The organism is Roseobacter phycocola (genome assembly GCF_042055075.2).
GTDB lineage: Bacteria > Pseudomonadota > Alphaproteobacteria > Rhodobacterales > Rhodobacteraceae > Roseobacter.
This window is the reverse complement of record NZ_CP194010.1, coordinates 2,956,211-2,980,064: the sequence shown is the minus strand read 5'-3', so window position 1 is coordinate 2,980,064 and position 23,854 is coordinate 2,956,211. Positions and strand designations below refer to the sequence as shown.

The window sequence follows — 23,854 nt, the reverse complement described above, 5'->3', positions numbered from 1 at the left end:
TTCCCGATGCACCGGCGCTTATCCGCGCGTCCACTTCAGACAGAAAGCGGAAACCAGCCGTTTATTCAAGAGATGGTGATCGCACCGGGGTGCGCGGGCGAAAGTTAACCGTTTGTTAATCTTTCAGGCAGACCAGTGGAGTAACAGCTGACAATTCAGCAACCCCGGAGGGGTCACCGGATGAAAGTCCTTATCGTTGAAAAAGACAAAGGCCTTGCAGGGATATGGTCGTCCTACCTGCAGCGCTGCGGCATGTCTGTACACCATGCAACGGGCCAGACGGAAGCGACAGAATACCTGTCGGACACGGATGTTGAGGTGATTATCCTGAACCTCGTGCTGGGAGAGGATTCCGCGCTCGCTGTTGCCGATTACGCAAGCTATCGGCAGCCCTGGGCACGGGTGATTTTCGTCACCAACACCAGCTTTTTCTCGGACGGTTCCATCTTTTCCCTGGCACCGAATGTCTGTGCATTTGTGCCCACACGCACACCGCCATCAGACCTTGCCGCAATGGTCGAACACCACGCGCCGCGCGCCGAGCCGCAGGGCCCCGCGCGACGCTGAACCTGTTAACCGCGCCCGTGAGGCTCATGCAGATCTGACACCGGATTGACCGGTATGATTCTGTGCGGATTGATGCTGTCGTGGCTGTAGTGATAGTGGCGCACAATGTGGTCCATATTCACGGTCTCCGCGATGCCCGGCATCTGGTAGAGCTCGCGCAGGTAACCGCTGAGCGCCGGATAATCGATGATGCGGCGCCGGTTGCATTTGAAATGCAGATGGTAGACCGGGTCAAACCGTACCAGCGTCGTGAACAGCCGCCAGTCGGCTTCGGTCAGCCGCTCGCCCATCAGATACCGGTTGCCGGTGAGCCGGTCGTCGAGCCAGTCCAGCGTATCAAAGAGCGGGTGCACGGCGGCGTCATAGGCTTCCTGCGTCGTGGCAAAGCCGCATTTGTAAACGCCATTGTTCAGCGTGTCATATATCCGGTCATTGACCGGCGCGATCGCGTCGCGCAGCTCCTCCGGCCAGTAATCCTCGGTGTTCCCGGTGATCTGGTCGAAGGCGGAATTGAACATCCGGATGATTTCGGAGCTTTCGTTCGAAACGATGGTGCCGCGCTCTTTGTCCCAGAGCACAGGAACCGTGACCCGGCCGGAGAAGGCCGGTTCGGCACGGGTGTAAATGTCGCGCATGAAAGCTGAGCCGAACAGCGCGTCCCCCGTGGCGCCGTGGGTGTCCTTCTCAAAGGTCCAGCCATCGCTGAGCATGTCCGGATGCACGGCCGAGACACCGATGTGATCCTCCAGCCCTTTGAGCCGGCGAAAGATCAGCGCGCGGTGTGCCCAGGGGCAGGCATAGCTGACATAGAGATGATACCGCCCCGAATCGGCGGCGAATCCCCCGACCCCTGATGGGCCGGCAGAACCGTCTGCCGTCACCCAGTTCCGGAACTTCGCCTCGGAGCGTTCAAATTTTCCACGCGTCGATTTGGTGTCATACCACTGATCGTGCCAGACGCCGTCCACCAGCAGGCCCATGTCAAACTCCCTTGTTTCATGAGCCAGAGTTAAGGTTATGCCCTGCCGCGACAACCGCCGAAGAGCGCGCAGACGCCCTGCAACAGCGCACAAACCTATGGTTGTATTACAAAAACTTAACTTGATTTTTAGAGAGAACAGGGCAGGTTTCGCCCGAGGGGCACAGCGGAGTAACACGTATGGAAACGGTATTTTCCAGGGAAATCCAGGCTGGCCTTGATAAAGCCCGCAAAGATGCCCGCAAGAAATCATCGCGCCTGAGAGTAGACGCAGGCGGCGAAAAAACGCGCGTTCTCAGAATGTGGAAAACCGGCTTTGCGACCGAGGCGGATGCCCCGGCACTGCGCGGTTTTGTTGATCTCTACGACGGCAGCATTCACATGTTTCAGTGCCTGATCGTTGCGGCCGAAGAAGTGCCGGGTGAGATGCTTTATGAATTCAAACGCGCCACGGCCGTGGCCGACCGGGCAGCACTGGATTTTGAACTGCCAGAGGACGCGCCGGTTGCGCTGATCACGGACGCAACGCGCTGACTACTGAAGATCGCTGAACGCTTCCGTGAGACGCCGGCAGGCTTCCTCGATGCGTATGCGCGACGTGGCCAGGTTGAACCGCAGAAATGTCTCGCCGCCGGCGCCGAATGCCGGCCCCGCGCTTGGCGCAATCCGCGCGTCTTCGCGGACCCTGCGCGAGATTTCCTCGTAGCTCATACCTGTGCCTGAAAAATCAACCCAGCCCAGATAAGTCGACTGCAGCGGCACCGACTGCACACCGGGGATCGCATTGACGGCAGCGTCAAAAGTGGCGGTATTGCCCTGAAGGTATTCGATCTGCGCGTCGGCCCATTCGGCACCTTCGGGCGAATAAGCGGCCGTTATCATCTGAACGCCAAGGGCTGAAGGCTTATAATCCAGCGAATTCAGGCGCTGCACCATGCGCTGGCGCAATGCGGCATCCGGAATGATCATATTGCCGGTACGCTGACCTGCGATGTTGAAGGTTTTCGAGGCGGCACAGGCCACGATCAGGCGGTCTGTGTGTTCCGGTGCGGCAACATGCATCGGGACGAATTCATGGCCCGGATAGACCAGATCGTGGTGGATTTCGTCTGAGACCAGAACGAGATCATTCCGGGCGGCAAAATCGGCAATGGCGCGCAGTTCTTCGCGCGTCCAGACCCGGCCGGACGGGTTCTGTGGTGAGCACCACAGCAGGACCTTTTCGCGCCCGGTCAGACGCGATTGCGCATCCTCCAGATCAAGCACATAGGTGTCGCCGTCACGCACCAGCGGGCATTCAGTGACCACGCGGCCCGCCTTTTCCGTTTTGACCCGGAATTCATGATAGACGGGGCTGAAGGTGACCACATGATCGCCCGGTTCGCTCCAGACATCGTTCACGAGGGCAATGGCGTTACCGAGGCCCTGCGAGGTCAGAATCCAGTCGGTCTCAACGTCCCAGCCATGCCGGTTTTTCATCCACCAGCAAATGGCGTTGAGGTAATCGTCGTGCGTGTTCATGTAGCCGAAAACGCCATGTTCCAGATCGCGGCGCAGGGCGTCGAGCACGCAGGGAGCAGTAGGCCAGTCGCTGTCAGCCGTCCACATGGCAAGCCCGTCATCGGGCGACACACCATAGAGCTTTTCCATCAGGTCCCATTTGCTGGAGTGGGTGCCGCGGCGTTCGACAAGTGTATGGAAACGTGGATCTGTGCTCAGAGTGCTGCTCATTTGGTGCTCCTGTTCAGGCTCGTTTTTGATAGCGGGAAACTGTCGCTGTGCAAGTCCATCTTGTTGCAGGGGGCTGCATGTTGGCATACATCAGCCTCATGAAACGGAATATTCTGCTGCACCCTGATCCGCGCCTGAAAAAGACAGCCACGCCCGTGGACGATCTGTCTGATGAACTGCGCACGCTCGCTGACGATATGCTGCAGACAATGTATGAGGCGCCGGGCATCGGCCTCGCGGCCCCGCAGGTCGGTGTGCTGCAGCGGCTGATCGTGCTGGACTGTGTGAAGGGCGAGACGGAAAAGCCGCGCCCGCTGATCATGTTCAACCCTGAGATCATCGCGTCCTCTGACGACACAAGCGTCTATGAGGAAGGCTGTCTGTCGATCCCCGATCAGTTTGCCGACGTGACCCGCCCGGCGGAAGTTGACGTGCGCTGGATCGACCGGGATGGGAATGAGCAGACAGAGACCTTCACCGGGCTCTGGGCAACCTGCGCGCAGCACGAGATTGATCACCTCGATGGCAAGCTGTTCATTGACTATCTCAAACCGCTCAAGCGGCAGATGATCACCCGCAAGATGGTCAAGCTGAAGCGGGAACTGGCGCGTTCATGAGCCTGCTGCCGATCCTCCGCTGGCCTGACCCGCGGCTTGCGGAGATCTGCGACCCGGTGGCGGAGACTACGCCGGACCTGTGCCGGCTTGCGGAAGATATGCTGGATACAATGTACGCAGCGCCGGGTAGGGGCCTGGCAGCTCCGCAGGTGGGGCAGATGGTACGTCTTTTCGTGATGGACACGGCCTGGAAAGAGGGGCCGCATGCGCCGCAGGTGTTTTTCAATCCGTCGGTGGCTGAGGTCAGTGATACCCTGGCCACGCAGACCGAGGGATGTCTTTCGATCCCCGGCGTCAGTGCGGAAGTAACCCGCCCGGATCGTGTGCGCCTGTCCTGGACGGACCGGTCAGGGGCTGCCTGCAGCGGCTGGTTCGAGGGATTTGATGCGGCCTGCGTGCAGCATGAAATGGATCACCTTGAGGGTCGGGTCACACTCGATCATCTCAGCGACGGCGCGCGCGCCCGCGTGCTGGCTGAATACGCGGAGGCAACATCATGACAGTCCGCCCGTTTCTGAAATGGCCCGACAAACGGCTGCGCACCGCGGCAGAGCCTGTCGCGGAAATAACCGATGAGATCCGCACCCTGTGGGAGGATATGATCGAGACGATGGATGCAATGCCCGGCGTAGGGCTGGCCGCCCCGCAGATTGGTGTCATGCTGCAGGTGGCGGTGGTGGATGCATCCGACGACCGGAAACGGCGTATCCGGCTGGCAAATCCGTCGATTGTTGATGCCTCTGCCGTGATGAACGAACACCAGGAAGCCAGCCCCAACCTGCCGGGGGTCTATGCCACGGTGAAACGACCGCGCGGGGTTTCGGTGCGCTACATGGATGAGACGGGCACCTGGACGCGCGGAGATTTTGTCGGCCTGGAGGCCACGAGCGTGCAGCACCAGATCGACCACCTGCAGGGGCGGATGTATTTTGACCGGCTCAGCAAGGTCAAACGCGACATGCTGCTGCGCCGGGCGCGCAAGCAGAAAGGCTGACGGGGGATCTGATGCGCGTTGTATTCATGGGCACGCCGGATTTTTCTGCGCCGGTGCTGGAGGCTCTGGTGACGGCAGGTCACGACGTTGCCTGTGTGTATTGCCAGCCTCCGCGTCCCGCGGGGCGGGGCAAGAAAGAGCGCCCCAGCCCGGTTGAGGCCCGCGCCCGCGCACTGGGTCTGGACGTGCGGCACCCTGTGTCGCTCAAAACCGCCGAAGCGCAGGCTGAGTTTGCGGCACTGAATGCGGATGTGGCGGTGGTGGTGGCTTACGGGCTGATCCTGCCTCAGGCGATCCTGGATGCGCCGGCGCGCGGGTGTCTGAATATTCATGCGAGCCTCCTGCCGCGCTGGCGGGGTGCAGCGCCGATCCACCGCGCCATCATGGCGGGAGATGCCGAAACAGGTGTCTGCATTATGCAGATGGATGCGGGTCTCGATACCGGCCCTGTTCTGCTGCGTGAGGCAACAGCCATCGGTGCAGAAGAAACGACAGCGCAGCTGCATGACCGGCTCAGTGACATGGGTGCTACGCTGATATGCCGGGCGCTTGCGTCTTTGGGTGATCTGACCCCGGAACCGCAGCCGGAGGCGGGGGTGACCTATGCCGCCAAGATCGACAAGGCCGAGGCGCGCATAGACTGGACCCGGCCCGCAGTTGAAGTGGACCGGCTGATCCGCGGGCTTTCGCCCTTTCCCGGCGCCTGGACGGAGCATGACGGCACGAGGATCAAAATGCTGGCCTCACGTCTGCATGAGGGGGGCGGCGAAGCAGGAACTGTGCTGCACGATCCGCTGCGTGTAACCTGCGGGGACGGCGCGGTTGAACTGATCCGTCTGCAGCGCGCAGGCAAAGGCGCGCAGGACGCCGGTGAATTCCTGCGGGGCTGGCCGCTGGCCCCTGGCACGCAGCTCTGAAAGGAGGAGAGACAATGTTTCCAACTCTGATCGGGACCGTCGTGATTGCGGGCATCGTGGGATATCTGTCCGAACGCTCGGGTTTTACCCATAACGGGTATCTGCAAAGCATCGTGATCTGCGTGGGCGGTGCCTTCGTGTTCTATTTTGTCACGCTTATGTTCGGGGTTGGTTTCCGCAGCCCAGGGGTGAACGCCATCGCAGCCTCCGTCGGCGCGCTGGTGATCGTGCCTTTCCACTGGCGTAAATAGACTACTCTGCTGGGCGCGCAGCCAGGGTATCCGCCTCCGGGCGCGGCGTGCGGATACACAGACGCAGCAGCGGCGGCACCGTCAGCAGTGTCAGGAAGGCGGACATCGACAGGCCGCCAACCACAACAGCCCCAAGACCCTGGTAGAGCTCCGACCCTTCGCCTTCGAAGAGCACGAGCGGCAGCATGCCGAACACCGACGTCATCGTGGACATGAAAATCGGGCGGATACGGTTGCTGGTCGCAGCTTCGATCGCCTCGACCGGCGGCAGACCTTCTTCGCGCAGGTGCCAGAGGGTCTGGTGCACAATCAGAATGGCGTTGTTGACCACAATGCCCACCAGAATGATGAAGCCCAGCAGGGTCAGCATATCGAGGGGCTGCGTCTGGTACATGTTCAGCACAGCAAGGCCACCCACGCCGCCCGCCGCCGCGACAGGCACCGAGATCAGGATCACCAGTGGCAGTACAAAGCTCTCAAACAGGATGGCCATCACAAGAAACACGATGATCATGGCCACCGCGAGATTGATCTGAATGGCATCCCAGGTCTGGCTGAGCTGGTCGGCGGTGCCGGAAACGCTCAGCCGCACACCGTCCGGCAGACCACGCTCTTCGAGCGCAGCGATGACTTCGGTCTCCAGCAATTCCACGGCAGCTTCCAGCGCCAGCGCATCTGACGGGCGCACTTCGAGTGTTACGGTCCGCAGCCGGTCGCGGTGGCGGATCTCGGTTGGCCCTGCGGTGACAACCACATCCGCCAGAGCAGAAACCGGGACGATCCCGCCGGAGGGTGTGACCACCGGATAATTGCCAATGTCCTGTGTGCGCTGCGCGGTCTGCAGCCCCGGATCGCCTTTGAGCATCAGGTTGAGGCGTTCGGCCCCAACCGTGATTTCCGCCACCCGCAGCCCGTCATTGAAGGCATCGACCGTCAGCGCCAGATCAGAGGCCGTCAGACCGGCGTCCGCCAGCCGCAGCCTGTCGGGCACGAGCCGCACTTCGGGGGCGCCAAGCTCCAGCCCCGGGATCGGGCGGAACTGGTGCCCTTCGGAGCGCGGCAGCAGCCCGGCGATTGTGCCGGCGGCCTGTCCCGCGACGCTCAGGATCTGGTTCAGGTCCTGACCGGAGATATTCAGCTCGATGGTGCGCCCACCGCCCACACCCCGCCCGAAAAGCGACGGCTGGGTCATAAACCCGAAGGTGCCGGGTTCTGCGAAAATGGGGCCGGAGAGAATGGGGATCAGCTCGCCCGCGCGGCTGCCATCAACGGCGGCTGCCCCGACAAAGCTGGTGCCGCTGAGGGCCACAAAGAAGAAGTTCTCAATCGTCGGCGTCCCGTCTTCGAGCTGAGGCGCGGGAGCCGCTTCCCAGAGCGGGCGCGCGGTGCTCTCAATGCGCTGAGCGATGGTTTCTGTGGTTTCCAGGTTATAGCCGGGCGGCGGAATGATCACGCCAAAGACCAGGTTCCGGTTGCCTTCGGGCAGGTATTCCAGACGCGGCAGGAACACGATGCTGGCCACGGCAGCGCCACCCGCAATCACCGACACCACCACCAGACCCAGCGCGCGGAACCGGACGGTCATCCGGACGTAGCCCATGACGAGGCGATGGAATGCACCGGCCACATGATCCACGCCCCACAGGCGCATGGTTTTCTGCTCGCCCTGTGTCATCAGGCGGCTGGACAGCGCGGGGATAACCGTCACGGCCACCACCAGCGACAGCAGAACTGATACTGAAATTGCCACCGCAATATCGCGGAAAAGCTGACCTGCTTCGAGCTGCATGATCAGAATGGGCACAAAGACCAGAACCGTCGTCAGAGCCGACACCAGGATCGCGCCCCAGACCTGGCGCGCCCCGTGATAGGCCGCCTCGCGCCGCGATTTGCCCTGTTCACGCAGCCGGTAGATGTTTTCCAGCACGACGATGGCCGCATCCACGATCATACCCACGGCAAAGGCAATACCAGCCAGCGAAATCACGTTCAGGGTTCGCCCGGTTGCCGCCATAGCCACAAAGGTCGCCACGATGCTGACGGGGATGGCCATGGAGACCACAAGCGTCGCCCTCAGACTGCGCAGGAACAGCAACAGCACCAGTGCCGCGAGGACGCCGCCGACCCAGATGTTCTGCGTCACCAGGCTGATCGCGCCGTTGATATAGACGGTTTCGTCATAGACCTGGCGCATCTTCAGACCTGCGTCAGAGACCGGGCCTTCGTCCAGCTCTGCCAGAACCTCGCGCACTGCATCCATCGTCTCGATCACGTTAGCGCCGGGTTCGCGCACAATGTTAAAAGCAAGGCCTGGTGCCCCGCGGAACCGCAGCCGCGCGTTCGGGTCCTGATAGGCGAACCCCACATCCGCCACGTCGCCCACGCGCACGCGACCCGACCCGCCGGACCCGATTTCCGAGCGCAGCACGACCTCTTCGATGGCGGCGACGGTGTTCAGATTGCCCTCGGCGCGAACGATGTAACGGCGTTTGCCCTCCTCGACGTCGCCGGCGGACAGCGAGATATTCTCATTGCGCAGGATACGGACCACTTCGGGCACGGTCAGATCGAACCGTGACAGCCGCCGCGGATCCACCACGACCTGCAGTTCGCGGGTCACGCCGCCAAAGACATTTACCGCTGAAACCCCCTCGATCCGCTCAATACGGTCCTGGATGATGTCTTCGACGAAATCGCCGTATGTAGGCATTTCGCGGGTATTTCCGTCCTGTGCGGTCAACAGCACCCAGGCAATCGGGCTGTCATCGGCGCCTGATGTGTCCAGTGACGGCTCGCCTGCTTCGTCGGGGTAATCGCCCACCCGGTCCAGCCGGTTGGAGACCAGCAGCAGCGACTGGCTCATGTCGGTGCCGATCCCGAATTCCAGGGTGATCTCGGCCTCACCGGTCTGCGCACGGGACGTCATCACGTCGAGCCCCTCAAGACCGCGCAGGGCTTCTTCCTGCGGGTTGACGATCTCGCGTTCGATCTCCGAGGGCGCCGCACCCGGCCAGTTTGTCGTGATCACCACCACGGGTTTGCGCACATCCGGTGCCAGCTGAATCGGGATGCGCGTCACGGCAATCAGACCAAAGAGCACGGCCATGATCACCGCTGCGATCACGGCGACGGGTCGGTCGATGGCAAAGCGGATGATGTCCATCAGTCTCTACCCCTGATCCGCGCCACCCATGGGCGCAATGTCCTGACCGGGCCGCAGCCGTTCATTGCCGCGCGTAACGACAACATCGCCTTCGTTCAGGCCGCTCAGAACCTCGAACCTGTCGCCCAGAGCGACGCCGATCTCGACCGGGCGGGGCTGGGCTTTGCCATCAGCATTCACAAACACGGTCCAGCCGCCCCGCGCCTGCACCAGTGCGTCCTTGGGTACCGAAAGTACATCGCGCGGCTTGCTGACCGGCACGGACACCGTGATCGACTGGCCGATGGCGGTGTCATTCATCTCCAGCAGCTTCGGCGAGCTGAACCGCACAGGCCGTGTCCGTGTGGCCTGATCCTCGACAGGCAGCAACACGCGGACCTGCATATCAAGCTCCACGCCGGTATCGGTCTGCCCGCGCACCGCGAGACCGGGTGACAGCGTGCCGATGTAACGGGCGGGCACGGAGGCTTCGACCTCAAACGAACTGGTGTCCAGCAGCGTGACGACAGTGGCCCCTGAGCTGATGAATTCGCCCGGATTTGTGTTCACTTCCAGCACGATGCCGGCAAAGGGAGCCGTGATTTTCGCGCGCTCCAGCTGGTATTGGGCTTCGGCGCGGGCGGCTTCGGCTGTGTTGACCCGCGCCTCTGCTTCGGCCAGCAGACCGCGGGCTTCAAAGAAATCGCTCTGTGCGTCGTCAAACCGGCTGGAGGAAAAGGAAGTGGTGTCGCGCAGCCCTTCGATCCGGGCCAGCGATTTGGTCGCGCGGTCGACGCGGGCGCGTGCGGTTTCGATGCCCGCCATGGCCTCGGCGAGGCGCGCTTCGGCCTGGCGGGCCAGAATTTCCGACAGTTCCGTGTCCAGCTCGACGATAACGCCTCCGGCGGGCACACTCATGCCCTCAAGCACGTTTACCTTTTCGACGGTCCCCGAAATTCTGCTCGCGACAGACCCTTCGCGTGACGTGACGACCTCGGCGAAAAGCGGAACAGTTTCAGCGATCTGGCGGTAGCTGACTGTCTCGACCCCGACAGCGGCAGCCCGCCCCTGTGCCGCGGCGGATGTGCCTGTGAACACAGCCATAAGCAGAAAAAGCGAAAACCAGCCGCGGCCCATACGTGCAAAACGGTTCATCAATCAGCTCTGTAAATTTATTCCGGTCTGCGTCTGAAATAGGGCTTTTGAACTGAAATGAAACAGGAAAACGCCACTGCGGCGGGCTTGTGCGTCTGCGAACAGTGGCGATGACGCAAAAGCGGGCAGGGCGCCAGCCGCCGGGCCGGTCAGGTGATCAGCTTTCGGGCGGCGCGCCACCGGCATCCGTTTTGCGGCGGATGTAGGCCCGAAGCCGGTCAAGTGCCTCACCATCGACATCAGGTCCGGGGCTGTCGGCAAGAATGCTCTGCCACTTTTCCGTGGCCCGGGCGGTCGTCTCAACCGCACCGTTTTCCTGCCACGTCCCGAAATTGGAAAGATCACCGATCAGCGGCTCGTAAAAGGCGGTTTGATATCGTTCCATCGTATGGGCCGCGCCGAAAAAGTGCCCCCCCGGGGCGACTTCGGCCAGTGCGTCGAGCGCGATATCGCTCTCGGCACAGGCAGTTTGTGTGCACAGTTCCGCAACCATCTGCAGAACCTCGACGTCGGTGATCAGCTTTTCGTAGGAAACCGTCAGACCGCCTTCCAGCCAGCCTGCGGCATGTATCACCACTGTGGCCCCGGCCGTCAGGCACCCCCAGAGGCCGAACTGTGTCTCGCTGGCGGCCTGGACGTCGCCGAGGTTCGCCGCTGATCCTGTCGCACAGCGCCAGGGCAGTCCGGTCAGGCGCGCCATCTGGCCCGCAGCTACGCTGGCTTTGAAATGTTCTGGTGTGCCGAACGCGGGCGCGCCCGACTTCATGTCCACATTCGACGTGAAGGTCCCATAGCAGACCGGCGCGCCGGGGCGGACCAGCTGGGTCAGGCCGATGGCGGCAAGCGCTTCGGCGTGGCTGAGCGTGATGGCGCCTGCGACGGTGACGGGGGCCATCGCGCCCATCAGCGTAAAGGGCGTCACAATGCTGACCTGGCCTGCGCGCGCAAAATCGATCAGGCCACGCGCCATCGGAATGTCGATCTGGCGCGGCGAATTGGTGTTGATCACTGTGTAACAGTGGCTGTCTGCCGCGAATGCGTCGTCCGACAAGCCTCTGAAATCCTGCAGCATTTCAAAGCTTTGCTCGGACTGCGGTGTGCCGCGCGCATAGATGAACGGCACCTTGTCTGAATGCTGCAGCATCGTTTCCATGGTCATATAGTGGCGCAGGTGCATCGGCACGTCCTGCGGTTCCACCAGCGGCGGGGCCATGTGCAGCACGTCGAAATGCTGTGTCAGGCGGATCAGTTCGCGGAAATCTGCACCGGTGCCCGGACGACGCCCGCGCAGGCGGTCTGTGGCATGGGGCGCACCGGCCCCGGGCTGGAAGACCAGCGCGCCGTCTTCCAGAACGAGATCACGGTGACGCGCACCGCCACGGACAGTGATGGAACGCGGGGCGGTCGCAAGCCCGGCGGCGATGATGTCGCGCCCGATGAACACCATTTCAGAGGTTTCATCGATCCGCGCGCCGGCTTTGGCGAACAGATTTCGGGCTGCGGGCAGCAGTACGCGGATGCCGAGGGTCTCCAGCACCTCAAGAGCTGCCTCGTGCACTGCGGCCACCCGGTCGTCTGTCCAGACCCGGGCGGGTGGGAACGGGTTGCGCAGGTTCCGGTAGTTGGTTTTGCGTTCTGCATTGCCCCGGCGGGCGGCACCCCGGCGTGTCCGCCGGCGGCCGGTGTTTTCCGCGGAGCTCACGCGCGCATCGCCTGGCCCCCGGGATCATAGGGTGAGGGTGCGATGACCCGCGCCGCGCGTTCGACACCGACAACATGCACCGAAAGCTCTGTTCCAGGTGCGGCGCGCTCACTGTTCACCAGCGCCATGGCAATCGATTTCTCAACCGTGTGGCCATAAGCCCCCGATGTGACAAACCCGACTTTGTCGCCGTCTGCCCAGACGGGCTCGTAACCGCTGGCATCTGCATCGCCCGCGTCAATTTCCAGCGTGACCTGTACTTTGGCGGGGCCGTTGCCATCCCGTTCCGCGACGGCTGCAGACTTTCCGACAAACTCCTTGTCCCAGTCGATCCAGCGGTCCATGCCGGTCATGCCGGGCGTGTAGCCTTGCGTGAATTCGGCGTTCCAGATGCCGAAGCTCTTTTCAATGCGCAGGCTGAGCAATGCGTTGAAGCCCACCTCACGGATACCTTCCTCTGCACCAGCCTCCAGCAGGATTTTCCGCAGGGTTGCATGGTCCCCGGCACGGCAATGGATTTCATATCCCAGCTCACCGGTGACAGACAGCCTCCCCACGTGGCAGCGCAGCAGGCCGATGTCAAAGGTGCCGCAGCCCATGAACGGCAGGTCACCCACCGGGCCGTCAGTCAGCTTTTCAATGACGCGGCGCGATGCCGGGCCTGACAGGGAAAAGCCCATAGTGTCATCGCCCAGATCGCGGACGCTGACGCCTTCCTGCATGTGATCGTCAAACCAACGCATGTGCCAGGCACGCAGGTAGTAGCTGCCCATGATCCACCAGGTTCCATCGCCCCAGTTGAAAACGGTCAGATCGCCTTTAAGCCGCCCGTCCTCAGCCAGCATCGGCGCAAGCCGTGCGCGGCCCGGCCCAGGCAGTTTCGACGCCATGATCCGGTCGAGCCATTGTTCAGCGTTGGGGCCGGTCACCTCGAAACGTGAAAAGCCGGAAATATCCAGCAGGCCGACCCCGTTGCGCACCGCCTGACATTCCTCTGCTACAATCGGAAAGGCATTGGAGCGTTTGAGCGAAGGCGTTTCCTCAAAACCGCTTTCGGCGAAATAGAGCGGCACTTCAAGATCCCAGCTTTGCCCCCACTGACAGCCCGCGGCGCTCATATCCGCGTGCGCCCCGGCGGTTTTCAGGGGGCGCCCGGCGGGCAGCTGTTCGTTGGGGTAGGTCATCACAAACCGGCGGGTATAGAACTGGCCGGTGGTCTGTTTGATGTATTGTTTGTTCTCGGCCCAGACGCCGTAACGGGCGACATCCATGCCGTATACGTCTGCTTCCGGTGTGCCGTGGATCATCCATTCGGCGAGCGACTTGCCCACACCGCCGCCTTGCAGGAAACCGGCCATCACCGCGCAGGCCGACCAGTAACCGCGCTTGCCCGGGACGGGCCCGACCAGCGGGTTGCCGTCCGGCGAGAAGGTGAAGGCGCCGTTGACCCATGTCTTGACGCCCACTTCCTGCAGGCAGGGGTAGCGTTCGAAGCCCAGCGTCAGCTCATGCTCGATCCGGTCGGGGTCTTCCTGCTGCAGTTCGAACCCGTACTCCCAGGGCGCGCCATCCATCATCCAGTGCTGGTGGTTAATCTCATAGATGCCCAGCAGTACGCCTTTCTGGTCCTGCCGCAGATAGGTGAACCCTTCGAGATCCACGGTCATCGGCACTTCGAAATCGATCTCTTCCAGCTGTGGGATCGTATCCGAGATCAGATAGTGGTGGTTGAGCGGTGAGACGGGCAGTTCGACGCCCGCCATACGCCCGACCTGCTTGGCCCAGAGACCGGCGGCATTGACCACATGCTCGCAGGTCACAGTGCCCTTTTCGGTCACAACTTCCCAGCCCTGCAGGGTCTGGTTCAGCTCCAGCACCCGGTTGTGTTCAATAACTTCGGCCCCACGCTTTTTGGCGGCCCCGGCATAGGCATGAACAGTGCCTGTGGTGTCGATATAGCCCTCACGGTCGGCCCACATCCCGCCCAGCAGACCCTCACCCGACATGATGGGGTTCAGCGCGACCGCTTCCTCGACGGATACAAGGCGGCAATCCTCGATCCCGATCGACTGGAAGGTGCGGTAGGCTGACTGCAGCCATTCCCAGCGGTCCGGCGTGCCTGCCATGGTCAGACCGCCCGTCATATGCAGCCCGATGTTCTGCCCGCTTTCCTCTTCGATCTCACTCAGCAGGTCGATGGTATAGGCCTGAAGGGCTGCGATGTTGGGGTCGGCATTCAGCGCGTGAATGCCACCGGCGGCGTGCCAGCTGGAACCGGCTGTCAGAACCGACCGTTCAATCAGACAGACATCGGTCCAGCCGAATTTGGCCAGGTGATACAGAACAGAGGCGCCAACGACGCCGCCCCCGATAACAACAACTCTGTAGTGCGTTTTCATGCCGGGCCTCCATGCTGGCGTCGCGGATCACTGGACATATGTGTCCAGTAACTTTCTGGACGCTAGGCGCAAAGGCCCGGCGGCGTCAAGCGTTCTGAAACGCCGCCTGCATTTACCGGCTCAGGCTCTGTGCCAGACGCATCATACGGATGGCTTCAGCGCGGTATCCGAAGGGGTCATCGCCGCGCGTGGCAAGGGCCGTGTCGATGGCATCCTGCATCGTCCAGGAGCCCGTATAGGACGAGTCGCGCAGCAGCTGACCGAACCCGGCAATGGCTGCGGCAAAACCATTGTCACCGGCAGGTGGCGTCTGTTGCAGGATCGGTTGTTCGATCAGGCGGCTGGTGGCCTCGCCGGGGGCTTTGTAGCGCAGGCGCAGGTGCCCGAGTTCCCCGCTTTGCGTGGTCGTTTCTGCCGGAGCATATCTGAGCGGATCGCTCAGGCGCGCGGGTGAGCCAACCGGGGTCACCTCATAAAGCGCTGTGACGCTGTGGCCTGCGCCGATTTCACCGGCGTCCACGGCATCATTGTTGAAATCCTCGCGGAGCAGCGCGCGGGTCTCGTACCCGATCAGGCGGTATTCCGCGATCTGCGCCGGGTTGAACTCGACCTGAATTTTCACATCATCCGCGATCGGGAACAGTGCTCCGGTCAGCTGATCAGACAGTACTTTCTGCGCCTCTGCCAGCGTGTCGATATAGGCCGCCGTGCCGTTACCGTTCTGCGCCAGGGCCTGCATCGTTGCATCGTCCAGATTGCCGCGCCCGAAGCCCAGCACGGACAGATAGGTGCCGCTGTCCCGCTTGTCCGCGATAAATCGTTCCAGCGCGTCCGGATCGGACAGGCCAACGTTGAAATCACCGTCTGTCGCAAGAATAACGCGGCTGACCTCGCCTTCGGCGGTCATCGCTTCTGCGGTGCGATAGGCCTGGATCAGACCGGCCTCGCCACCGGTAGAGCCACCGGCCTGGAGGCTTTCAAGTGCGGCAAGAATACTGTCCCGTTCGGATGCGGGTGTCGGTGCCAGGATTTCGCCCGCGCTGCCGGCATAGGTCACAATGGACACTTCGTCGGTTGGTCTCAGCTGGCCGAGCATCAGCCGGAAGGACTGGACCAGCAGTGGCAGCTTGTCTGCCTGGTTCATCGAACCGGATGTGTCGATCAGAAAAACGAGGTTCAGCGGTGGCCGGTCTTCCAACGCGGGCATCGCGCCCTGCAGGCCGATCTGCACCAGACGCGTGTCCGCATTCCACGGTGTGGGGCTGACGGTCACGGTCGGGCGGAACGGCGCATCGCCTGTGGGGCGGGCGTAATCATAGGTGAAATAATTTACCATTTCCTCGATCCGCACCGCCTGCGGGTCGGGCAGAACCCCGTTCGTCAGGCTGTCGCGCACCAGGCTGTATGAAAAGGTGTCCACGTCGACCGAGAATGTCGAGACCGGCGATTCTGCGGTGATCTGCAGCGGGCTGGCCTCTTCATTGGCATAGGCCTCGGTATCCGCCTCCGGCACAGGGGCGGGCAGCGGGCGGATCATCGGCAGGCTCTGATCTGCGGCGAGCGACTGCCCGGCGGCTTTAGCGACAGAGCGTTGCAGCACCATAGGTTCAGCCGCAAAGTCCATGGTTTCTTCGACGATGACAGGCGCCTCAACGACGGGTTCGGCCAATATTGCGGTTTCCGGCGTGCCACCGGGCGGTGTCAGCAGGTCCCGGTCCACCGGCAGCACCAGGAACAGCCCTGCGGCCACCAGAGCCGTTGTCGCGGTCAGACCGCCGCGCGTTGTCATCACATTCAGCATCTTTTTCACTCCGTTCAGCAGACCCCAGCGGGTCCTAACAGAGTTTTGACGCGCGGCATCGCGTGATCCTTGGAGACCGGCGAAATTTTTTGAGGCAAGTGCCAGGTCAGATGCGCGGCGTGCCGGATCGGGGGCCGGTGTTGCGGCCTGCAGGGCCTGTTTCAGATCGTCGAGTTCGTCGGTCATTGATCCACCTCTTCCGCAGCACGCAGCGCGCGCAGACGTTTGCGGGCCTCAGAAACACGCCAGCTGACAGTACCCTCGCTGACACCCAGAACGCGCGCCGCTTCCGCGTGTTTCATGTCGTCCAGTACCAGTGCAAGCGTGTCGCGCAGGTCATCCGGCAATGCGCGCATCGCTTCGGTCAGCCAGTCGATGCGGTTGCCGGTTTCGGCCGCACCCGCGCGTCGCTCCAGCTCCCAGTCGCCCCACCCATGTGATGCCCGTTCCAGGCTTGCCTGTCGGCGGCGGCGGTCGTGGGCGGCGTTCACGGTGACCCGGTAGAGCCAGGTGGTGAACCGGGATCTCGCGGAAAAACTGTTCAGCCGCGCGGGCAGGGCTGCGCAGATATCCTGGGTGACGTCCTCGGCTTCCGCGCGCGCGCCCGTCAGGCGGAACGCCAGCCGGAATATCCGGTCATAGTGACGCTCCAGCAGCGCGCGGAACGCGTCCGCGTCGCCTGCTGCAGCCGCAGCTGCAAGGGTTTCATCACTGGTTTTCATCCGCATCACGTTGGTTAGACGCAGCTGGGGCGTCAATCCCTGGCGGGAAGGCGATTTTTTTTGACCTGAACCCTCAAAAAAATGCGGCGGCGTCCCCGACGGGAGTGTTCCCAATGCTGATCTCAGTAAGCGCCCTGACTGTTCAGCAGGCTCAGCGGCGTGCGCAGCAGAATGCGGAAGTCCAGCCAGAGCGACCAGTTCTCGATGTAGTAAAGATCGTGCTCGAACCGGGCTTCCAGCTTTTCGGCAGCGTCTATCTCGCCGCGCCAGCCGTTGATCTGGGCCCAGCCGGTAATCCCCGGCGGCAGGCGGTGACGCGCGGAATAACCATCCACGATCTGGGAGAACTTTTCCTGCTGGCTCGACAGGGCATCCACCGCATGGGGGCGGGGGCCGACAAGGGACAGATCACCCCGCAGCACATTGAACAGCTGTGGCAGTTCGTCGATCGAAGTGCGGCGGATAAAACGCCCGACTTTTGTGACCCGCGGATCATTGCGCGTAACCACCTGTTTTGCCGCGACATCCGTCATCTCGGTGTACATCGAGCGGAACTTCAGCACCTCAATGGTACTGTGATTGAACCCGTGGCGCGGCTGTCGGAACAGCACAGGACCGCGGCTTTCGAGCCGGATGGCCAGCGCCGTAAAGAGCATCAGCGGCCAGAGAATTGCGAGCGCGCACAAGGCAAAGAATACATCGAACACACGTTTGGTCAGCCTGCAGCGCGGTGCGAAACTGCGGCTGATACGCCCCAGAAATGGTGCGCGGCCGGGTTGGCCGAACGAATAATCCCTGCTGTAGGTGGACAGCCCGACCTCGACCGGCAGGACCCGGAATTCATCGAGCAGCCAGCGGATTCGCGCCTCTGCCGCGAAGGGCAGCGCGATAATCACAAGGTCCACATTCGAGGACCGGACAAATGCCAGCAGGTCGCTGTACCCGCCGATTTTCGGAACGCCGAGAACCTGGGTTGGCGACCGGATGTCGTCGCGGTCGTCGAAGATGCCGTAAAGGCGGATGTCGTTACCTGCGCGTTCGTTCAGCCCCCGGATCAGACGTTCGGCCTCTTCCCCGCCTCCGGCGATAATGGCCCGGCGCGCCACCAGCCCCATATCAATCACCCAGCGCATCACAACCTGTGCGGCGACCCGGGTCGGCAGAAGAACGGCCGCCAGACTGATCACCAGTGCGCGCGCGCCCGCCGCAGGATCAGGGAATGGCGCGAGCAGCACCAGACCCGTTGCCGGCAGAATCAGGCAAAGGATACTGCGGGCCGCAAAAGCCACACGGTCGGCCATGATACCACTGCGATAGACATTGGCAGCGACCATGGAGGCCAAAAAGAACACACTTGCCACCATGGCCACCCCAGCTGCGGCAAAAGGGCTGAACAGCTGTGCAGGCACAGCCGCATACTGCGCAAACCAGAAGGCCAGTGTGAACACCGGGAGCTCAACGCACAGTGCAACGCAGATCAGCCAGAAAGGTTCAAGCGCACCACGGCGCAACCCCAGGGCCACCGTCCGTGCGGCCTCGTTCAGCTGTCTTGAATGTTCGACCATAAGTGCCGCAGTTCCGCGCGTTCAGAAAGCAGTGACGGCGCGATCGCCCCGTCCGCTGCACCCTAGCCGGGGGTGGTTAACACTTGCTGATCACCGGCGCGAAATCCTGAAAATATCTCATGTGATCCGGGCAAATGCTGCGCTGATCTGCGCGGCAAAGGCGCCGACCCGCCGGGGCTGGGCGCGGCCTGGTGGAAACAGCATCTGCAGCGGGCCGGACGGGGGCAATGCGTCCTCCATCAGGGAAACAAGGCGTCTGGCACGGATGTCGTGCATCACGTCCAGCTCTGATTTCAGAACAATGCCATGCCCTTCGAGCGCCCAGGTGCGTATCAGGGATCCGTCATTTGCCACTCTGTTGCCGCGCACTGTAATGCGCCGGGCCGACGGACCTTTGCCAAAACGCCACACGTTGTCAGGCGTCGCGCCGAACCGCATGATCAGACAATTGTGCTGCGACAGGTCTTCGGGTTTTTCGGGCGAACCATGCCTGTCCAGATAGGCGGGCGCGGCACAGACCAGACGGCGGAAGTGTCCCAGCGTCCGCACGCGAAGGGATGTGTCTGGGATCTCGCCGAACCGCAGCGCCAGATCGAAGCCTTCTCCGACCAGGTCGACGTAGGCATCCGAAACCGAAAGATCGACGGAAACGGATGGGTTTTCCGCTGTGAACTGCGCAATGACGCGGGAAACGATGCCGTGGCCGAGATCAATCGGTGCGCTGATCCGCACCGGCCCTGACAATGTTGCCGCGCCGAACCGGATACGCGCATCCAGATCTGACACCTCGCTCAGGACCCCGCGTGCGCCATCAACCAGCATCTGTCCCTCCGGCGTCAGACTGATGGACCGGGTGGTCCGGTTGAACAGCACGACGCCGTAGTGCGTCTCCAGCGCGGCGAGCCGGTCCGACACGGTGGTCGTTGAAATGCCTTTGTCGCGCGCCGCCGCCACAAGGCTGCCTTTTTCAGCGATGGTCAGAAAGAGCGCGAGATTGTCCAGCAACATTATACGCAGAATCCGGATTATCATTTCCGATATGACCTGTTTATCCGCTCAATCCGGCTGGGTAAATACCGGTAACCGCAAACGCTCATCAGGAGGCCGTCATGGCGAAACTCACAATTTTTGCAAACATCAAGGCAAACCCGGACAAGGTGGATCTTGTGCGTCAGGAACTGCTGCGCCTGATCGACATCACGCGCGCCGAACCGGGCTGCATCAATTACGATCTGCACCAGGACAACGAGAACCCCGCGCATTTCATGTTCTACGAAAACTGGGAAAGCCGGGAGCTCTGGCAGACCCACATGAATGCACCGCACCTTGCAGCCTACATGGCCGCCACCGAGGGTGCCGTGGAATCGTTCACGCTGAACGAAATGTCCGTCATCGGATGAACAGGCCGCAGAGGATCCGAGACATGAAAGCAGTTGGATACACAGCCACCGGTCCGATCGACCGGGATGATGCGCTGATCGATTTTGAGGCGGATAAACCGGTGGCAACCGGGCGCGATCTGCTGGTGCAGGTGCGGGCGGTGTCGGTCAACCCGGTCGATACAAAAGTGCGCCGGCGCCGCGCACCGGCCGGGGATACCCCGGATATTCTGGGCTGGGACGCAGTAGGCGATGTCGTTGCCGTGGGTGACGCCGTCACCGGGTTCAGCCCGGGCGATACTGTCTGGTATGCGGGCGCCATCGACAGGCCTGGCACCAATGCCGAGTTCCACCTCGTGGACGAACGCATTGCCGGGCACGCGCCGCGCACGGTTGCGCCTGCCGCCGCTGCGGCCATGCCTCTGACGACACTGACCGCTCACGAGATGCTGTTTGACCGCCTGCGGGTCAACGATCCTGTGCCGGGCGGTGCCGGGACCCTGCTGGTCATCGGCGGTGCAGGCGGTGTTGGCTCAATCGCGATACAGCTGGCTCGCGCGCTCACTGACCTGACGGTGATCGCGACCGCATCGCGCCCGGACACCCAGGCCTGGGTGCGCGAGCTTGGCGCGCATCATGTTGTTTCCCATGCGGAGCCGCTTGGCCCGCAAATCACCGCGCTGGGTGCCGGCAGCCCGGATTTTGTGTTCTCGACCACGCATTCGGACCTTTATGCACAGGAACTGGCCGGTCTGATGACCCCACAGGGGCGGTTCGGCCTGATCGATGATCCCGAGAGCTTTGACATCACGCCGTTCAAGCCGGGTTCTGTGTCGGTGCACTGGGAATTCATGTTCACCCGGCCCGTTTCGCAGACCGCAGACATGGAACGCCAGGGCGCGATCCTGAACGAGGTCGCAGGCCTGATCGACAGTGGCGCGATCCGCTCGACCGCGACAGAAACCGTGGGGACGGTCAATGCGGCCAACCTGATCCGCGCCCACCGCACCATCGAAAGCGGCCGGGCACGGGGCAAGCTGGTGCTCGAAGGGTTCTGAGGGGCCTTTGGTTTCAACCGGTCTGCCCGGCCAGAAACCGTACGAAAAGCACCGTGAGTGTTTCTCTGCGGGACTGGTCGGGCCAGACCGCGTGAAAACCCAGCGCGCGCAGCGACCAGCCGGGCAGCACATGCACCAGGTCACCACGCTCAAACCCCCGCCGGGCCAGGTTTTCCGGAATGGTCGTCACGCCCAGCCCGCGTGCGGCGAATTCATAGAGCGCATCTGCCGTATTGACCGCCAGATGCGATTTCCCGGTGACGGTCACGCTCTGGCCGTCGCCGTTTGTCAGGGTGGTCTGGTCGGGGCGGATGGAAAACCGGATCCAGTCCCAGTTCTCCAGCTCTGACGGGTGTTCGGGCTGTCCCATGGCCGCGACATATTCTGCACCGGCCACCAGCAGCCGGTCCGCATACCCGATGTTGCGGGTCATGAAATCGCTGTCCTGCAGCCACCCCGCCCGGATACCCACATCGAACCCATCACGGATCAGATCACGCGGCGTGTCTGAGAAGTCGAACAGCATGCGGATGCCCGGATAGGTCGCCGCGAACCGGGCGAAATCCGCCATCAGACCGGTCTGGGTCACGAAAGCGGGTGCCGTTACACGCAGTTCTCCCTGGGGTTCGGCACCGGCATTGCTGATGGCATCCAGACCATCTTCGGCCGCAGCCAGCATGTCCTGTGTGCGGGTATGCAGGACCCGCCCTTCGTGGGTCAGCGACAGCTGCCGCGTCGTCCGGTAGAGCAGGGTGACCCCCAGATCCCGTTCCAGCGCCGAAACGATCTCGCTGACCCGCGAAGGCGCCATCCCGAGATCGCCGGCTGCTGCGCGGAAGGTGCCAAGCTCAACTACCCGGGAAAAGATTGCCATGGCGCGCAATTTATCAATCATTGTTCGTCTCAGCAGAATAGTGATGTCCGGACAGATCTACTTATGCAGATGCTTTCAGGTCAATAGATTTGAGGCCATAGGGGCGCTGGTAAAGGGAAAACAGAATTCAGAAATGCGCCATGAGGCGTTCAATTGTTCTGAAATCAAACGCAATGGCTTTGGCCCGGTGCCGGAGCTCTGTGCACGCCCCTTTGCCACATGCCCCGCCGACTGACACAAACGAAAGGACGCAATATGACCCAGACTTTCAACCGCCGGGACCTGATGAAAGGTGCCGCTCTGACCGCAGGTGCAATCGCCCTGATCCGTGGCGGCGTAACGCCACAGCCAGCTATGGCGCAGGACGGGTTGCCGGCGGGCACCGTGGTAAGCTTCCGTAAGGGCGGCGTGGCTTTTCACACCTACGTTTCCCCGCCTCAGGCGGTGAGTGTGACGGCCCATGTCATCGAACTCGGGGACCAGCTTCTGGTGGTCGACGCCACTATGCTGCCACCGACGGCGGCCGAACTGGGCGCACTGATCGCCTCGACGGGCAAGCCCGTGCACACCGCTTATGTCAGTCACGAGCATCCCGACCACTGGGGTGGCGTCGCGGCACTCGACACTGTCAGCTACCGCACCCTGCCGGAAATCCGTGACAGCATGCGCGCTGAGGCAACAGGCGGAAATTTCCCGGAGCCTGTCTCGCTGCTGAACGGCGCAGACCTGGCGCTGGGCACAACAGAGATCGGTGGCGTACCCGTCGAATTCCGGGCCTATGACAACGCAGAGGCCCCGAAAACAATCGTGGCGGTGCTGCGCGAACAAAAGGTCGCTGTGGTGCAGGACCTGGTCTACAACGGTGTCTATTTTGCGCCTGGCGTTGACCGGCAGAACTGGATCGCAACGCTGGAACAGCTCCGCGACGATCCGGCGTTTGAAACGCTGCTGGTCGGACATGGTCTGCCCACCAGCCGTGGCGAGCTGGACACGGCCATCGGCTATCTGCGCACCTTTGACGCGGCCTGGCAGGCCGGTGGCACACCCGAAGCGGTCAAAGACGCCATGATGGCGGCCTATCCCGGATACGAAGGCACCTTCCTTCTGGGGCTGATCCCGGAATACTGGGACAAATAAACGCCGGGCGCTCCGGCAGAGACCGGGGCACCCCATTGCTGACAACTCACGAAAAGGACACCGCAAAGATGGGCAGGGCACTGGACAACGTTCGGGGGATTTATCTGGAGGGTATTGCCGGCGGTGACGCCCGCGCGGCGGTGTACCGCTATACCGGTCACCGCTACACTCAGCATTCGACCGGCGTGGCGGACGGCCGCGAAGGGTTTCTTGCTTTCTTCGAGCCGTTTGTCGAACGCAACCCCAGCCGTGACATCACAATAAAGCGCGCGTTTCAGGACGGACGCTGGGTGTTCTGCAGCGCATATCAGTCGCTGAATGACGGTGCAGCGCAATGGGTGACAATGGACCTGTTCTACACTGACGCGGACGGGCTCATTCTCGAACACTGGGACACGATTGCGCCCTATGTGGAAAACACGGTTTCCGGCCACGACATGGTCGCGGGACCTCAGACACCGGACCCTGCCGCAGATACAGAACAGAACAAGGAAACCGTGCTCGAGTTCACCAAACAGGTGCGCCAGACCGGGGATGTGGGGCAGCTGGACAGGTTTGTCGCCCCGGACCTGCTTCAGCATGCTCCGGGTATCCCCGATGGCCGCGACGGGCTGGCCGCCTGGCTGTTGTCAGATGCAGCGGGGTCCTATGAGATGCTGTTCCGGCTCATCGGCGCGGGCGATCTGGTCGTCACCTATGGCAAGCGGCATGCGCGCGGACGCGATATCGCTGTGTTTGATCTTTACCGTATCCGCGATGGAAAGATCGCCGAACACTGGATGAACGAAGAAGAAATCGGGCCGCGCGACACCTGGGGAAATTCAGGCAAATTCTGACCCGCCATTCCGGGTGCCATGCTGAGCC

Annotated in this window: 22 protein-coding genes; 11 read left to right on the top strand and 11 right to left on the bottom strand. The window is 62.2% G+C overall.

Going from position 1 to position 23,854, the window contains the following annotated elements; translation table 11 throughout:
- Positions 1-180: 180 nt before the first annotated feature.
- Positions 181-567, top strand: coding sequence for a hypothetical protein (locus AB4K19_RS14640; protein ID WP_375229049.1), 387 nt, complete (start codon positions 181-183; stop codon positions 565-567).
- 5 nt (positions 568-572) lie between these two features.
- On the opposite strand, the gene AB4K19_RS14635 is transcribed toward AB4K19_RS14640, so the two are convergent.
- Positions 573-1,547, bottom strand: a complete 975-nt coding sequence (locus AB4K19_RS14635; RefSeq protein WP_436398177.1) for a glutathione S-transferase family protein — start codon at positions 1,545-1,547, stop codon at positions 573-575.
- A gap of 179 nt (positions 1,548-1,726) precedes the next feature.
- Between AB4K19_RS14635 and AB4K19_RS14630 the strand changes: the two genes are divergently transcribed.
- Positions 1,727-2,080 (top strand): hypothetical protein, encoded by a 354-nt coding sequence (locus tag AB4K19_RS14630; RefSeq protein WP_436398176.1) that lies wholly within the window; start codon positions 1,727-1,729, stop codon positions 2,078-2,080.
- Here AB4K19_RS14630 and AB4K19_RS14625 read toward each other — a convergent pair whose 3' ends face one another.
- On the bottom strand, positions 2,081-3,277 hold the full coding sequence (locus AB4K19_RS14625) for a MalY/PatB family protein (protein ID WP_375229046.1): 1,197 nt from the start codon (positions 3,275-3,277) through the stop codon (positions 2,081-2,083). It lies immediately after the preceding gene.
- 98 nt (positions 3,278-3,375) lie between these two features.
- Here AB4K19_RS14625 and def (AB4K19_RS14620) point away from each other — a divergent pair, with 98 nt between their 5' ends.
- Genes def (AB4K19_RS14620) through AB4K19_RS14600 form a run of 5 tightly spaced genes read left to right on the top strand, consistent with a single transcriptional unit; the run spans position 3,376 to position 6,056 of the window.
- The gene (gene def / locus AB4K19_RS14620; protein ID WP_375230903.1) at positions 3,376-3,894 is read left to right on the top strand and encodes a peptide deformylase; all 519 of its coding nucleotides are present in this window, start codon (positions 3,376-3,378) and stop codon (positions 3,892-3,894) included.
- Positions 3,891-4,394 (top strand): peptide deformylase, encoded by a 504-nt coding sequence (def, locus tag AB4K19_RS14615; RefSeq protein WP_375229045.1) that lies wholly within the window; start codon positions 3,891-3,893, stop codon positions 4,392-4,394. Before def (AB4K19_RS14620) ends, def (AB4K19_RS14615) begins: the two co-directional genes overlap by 4 nt.
- Positions 4,391-4,888: a peptide deformylase gene (def, locus tag AB4K19_RS14610; protein ID WP_375229044.1), complete on the top strand. Its 498-nt coding sequence runs from the start codon at positions 4,391-4,393 to the stop codon at positions 4,886-4,888. Before def (AB4K19_RS14615) ends, def (AB4K19_RS14610) begins: the two co-directional genes overlap by 4 nt.
- Positions 4,889-4,899: 11 nt before the next feature.
- Positions 4,900-5,805 carry a methionyl-tRNA formyltransferase gene (gene fmt / locus AB4K19_RS14605; RefSeq protein ID WP_436398174.1) on the top strand — a complete coding sequence of 302 codons (906 nt, stop codon included), beginning with the start codon at positions 4,900-4,902 and terminating at the stop codon, positions 5,803-5,805.
- A gap of 14 nt (positions 5,806-5,819) precedes the next feature.
- On the top strand, positions 5,820-6,056 hold the full coding sequence (locus tag AB4K19_RS14600; protein WP_375229043.1) for a hypothetical protein: 237 nt from the start codon (positions 5,820-5,822) through the stop codon (positions 6,054-6,056).
- A 1-nt stretch (position 6,057) separates the two neighbouring features.
- Here AB4K19_RS14600 and AB4K19_RS14595 read toward each other — a convergent pair whose 3' ends face one another.
- From AB4K19_RS14595 to AB4K19_RS14560, 8 genes are all read right to left on the bottom strand, one after another.
- Positions 6,058-9,219 carry an efflux RND transporter permease subunit gene (locus AB4K19_RS14595; protein ID WP_436398171.1) on the bottom strand — a complete coding sequence of 1,054 codons (3,162 nt, stop codon included), beginning with the start codon at positions 9,217-9,219 and terminating at the stop codon, positions 6,058-6,060.
- A gap of 6 nt (positions 9,220-9,225) precedes the next feature.
- Entirely contained in the window at positions 9,226-10,353 is a 1,128-nt protein-coding gene (locus AB4K19_RS14590; protein WP_375229040.1) for an efflux RND transporter periplasmic adaptor subunit, read from the bottom strand.
- Positions 10,354-10,510: 157 nt separating this feature from the next.
- Positions 10,511-12,055 (bottom strand): trimethylamine methyltransferase family protein, encoded by a 1,545-nt coding sequence (locus AB4K19_RS14585; RefSeq protein WP_436398169.1) that lies wholly within the window; start codon positions 12,053-12,055, stop codon positions 10,511-10,513.
- A complete protein-coding gene (locus tag AB4K19_RS14580) occupies positions 12,052-14,454 on the bottom strand; it encodes a GcvT family protein (RefSeq protein ID WP_436398167.1) in 2,403 nt (800 codons plus the stop codon). The genes AB4K19_RS14585 and AB4K19_RS14580 overlap by 4 nt, the downstream gene beginning before the upstream one ends.
- Positions 14,455-14,566: 112 nt before the next feature.
- Positions 14,567-16,441 (bottom strand): vWA domain-containing protein, encoded by a 1,875-nt coding sequence (locus AB4K19_RS14575; protein ID WP_375229036.1) that lies wholly within the window; start codon positions 16,439-16,441, stop codon positions 14,567-14,569.
- A complete protein-coding gene (locus tag AB4K19_RS14570; protein WP_375229035.1) occupies positions 16,438-16,977 on the bottom strand; it encodes an RNA polymerase sigma factor in 540 nt (179 codons plus the stop codon). Before AB4K19_RS14570 ends, AB4K19_RS14575 begins: the two co-directional genes overlap by 4 nt.
- A 122-nt stretch (positions 16,978-17,099) precedes the next feature.
- Positions 17,100-18,542, bottom strand: a complete 1,443-nt coding sequence (locus tag AB4K19_RS14565) for an exopolysaccharide biosynthesis polyprenyl glycosylphosphotransferase (RefSeq protein ID WP_375229034.1) — start codon at positions 18,540-18,542, stop codon at positions 17,100-17,102.
- Positions 18,543-18,659: 117 nt separating this feature from the next.
- On the bottom strand, positions 18,660-19,550 hold the full coding sequence (locus tag AB4K19_RS14560) for a LysR family transcriptional regulator (protein ID WP_375229033.1): 891 nt from the start codon (positions 19,548-19,550) through the stop codon (positions 18,660-18,662).
- Positions 19,551-19,651: 101 nt separating this feature from the next.
- On the opposite strand from AB4K19_RS14560, the gene AB4K19_RS14555 reads away from it, so the two are divergent.
- Together AB4K19_RS14555 and AB4K19_RS14550 are read left to right on the top strand one after the other, a co-directional pair.
- Positions 19,652-19,942 (top strand): putative quinol monooxygenase, encoded by a 291-nt coding sequence (locus AB4K19_RS14555; RefSeq protein ID WP_375229032.1) that lies wholly within the window; start codon positions 19,652-19,654, stop codon positions 19,940-19,942.
- Positions 19,943-19,965: 23 nt separating this feature from the next.
- Positions 19,966-20,979: a zinc-binding alcohol dehydrogenase family protein gene (locus AB4K19_RS14550; RefSeq protein WP_375229031.1), complete on the top strand. Its 1,014-nt coding sequence runs from the start codon at positions 19,966-19,968 to the stop codon at positions 20,977-20,979.
- A 13-nt stretch (positions 20,980-20,992) separates the two neighbouring features.
- Here AB4K19_RS14550 and AB4K19_RS14545 read toward each other — a convergent pair whose 3' ends face one another.
- Positions 20,993-21,874 (bottom strand): LysR family transcriptional regulator, encoded by an 882-nt coding sequence (locus tag AB4K19_RS14545; protein ID WP_375229030.1) that lies wholly within the window; start codon positions 21,872-21,874, stop codon positions 20,993-20,995.
- A 234-nt stretch (positions 21,875-22,108) separates the two neighbouring features.
- On the opposite strand from AB4K19_RS14545, the gene AB4K19_RS14540 reads away from it, so the two are divergent.
- Positions 22,109-22,990, top strand: a complete 882-nt coding sequence (locus AB4K19_RS14540) for an MBL fold metallo-hydrolase (RefSeq protein WP_375229029.1) — start codon at positions 22,109-22,111, stop codon at positions 22,988-22,990.
- A 68-nt stretch (positions 22,991-23,058) separates the two neighbouring features.
- Positions 23,059-23,826: a nuclear transport factor 2 family protein gene (locus AB4K19_RS14535; protein WP_436398162.1), complete on the top strand. Its 768-nt coding sequence runs from the start codon at positions 23,059-23,061 to the stop codon at positions 23,824-23,826.
- The last annotated feature ends 28 nt before the right edge of the window (positions 23,827-23,854 follow it).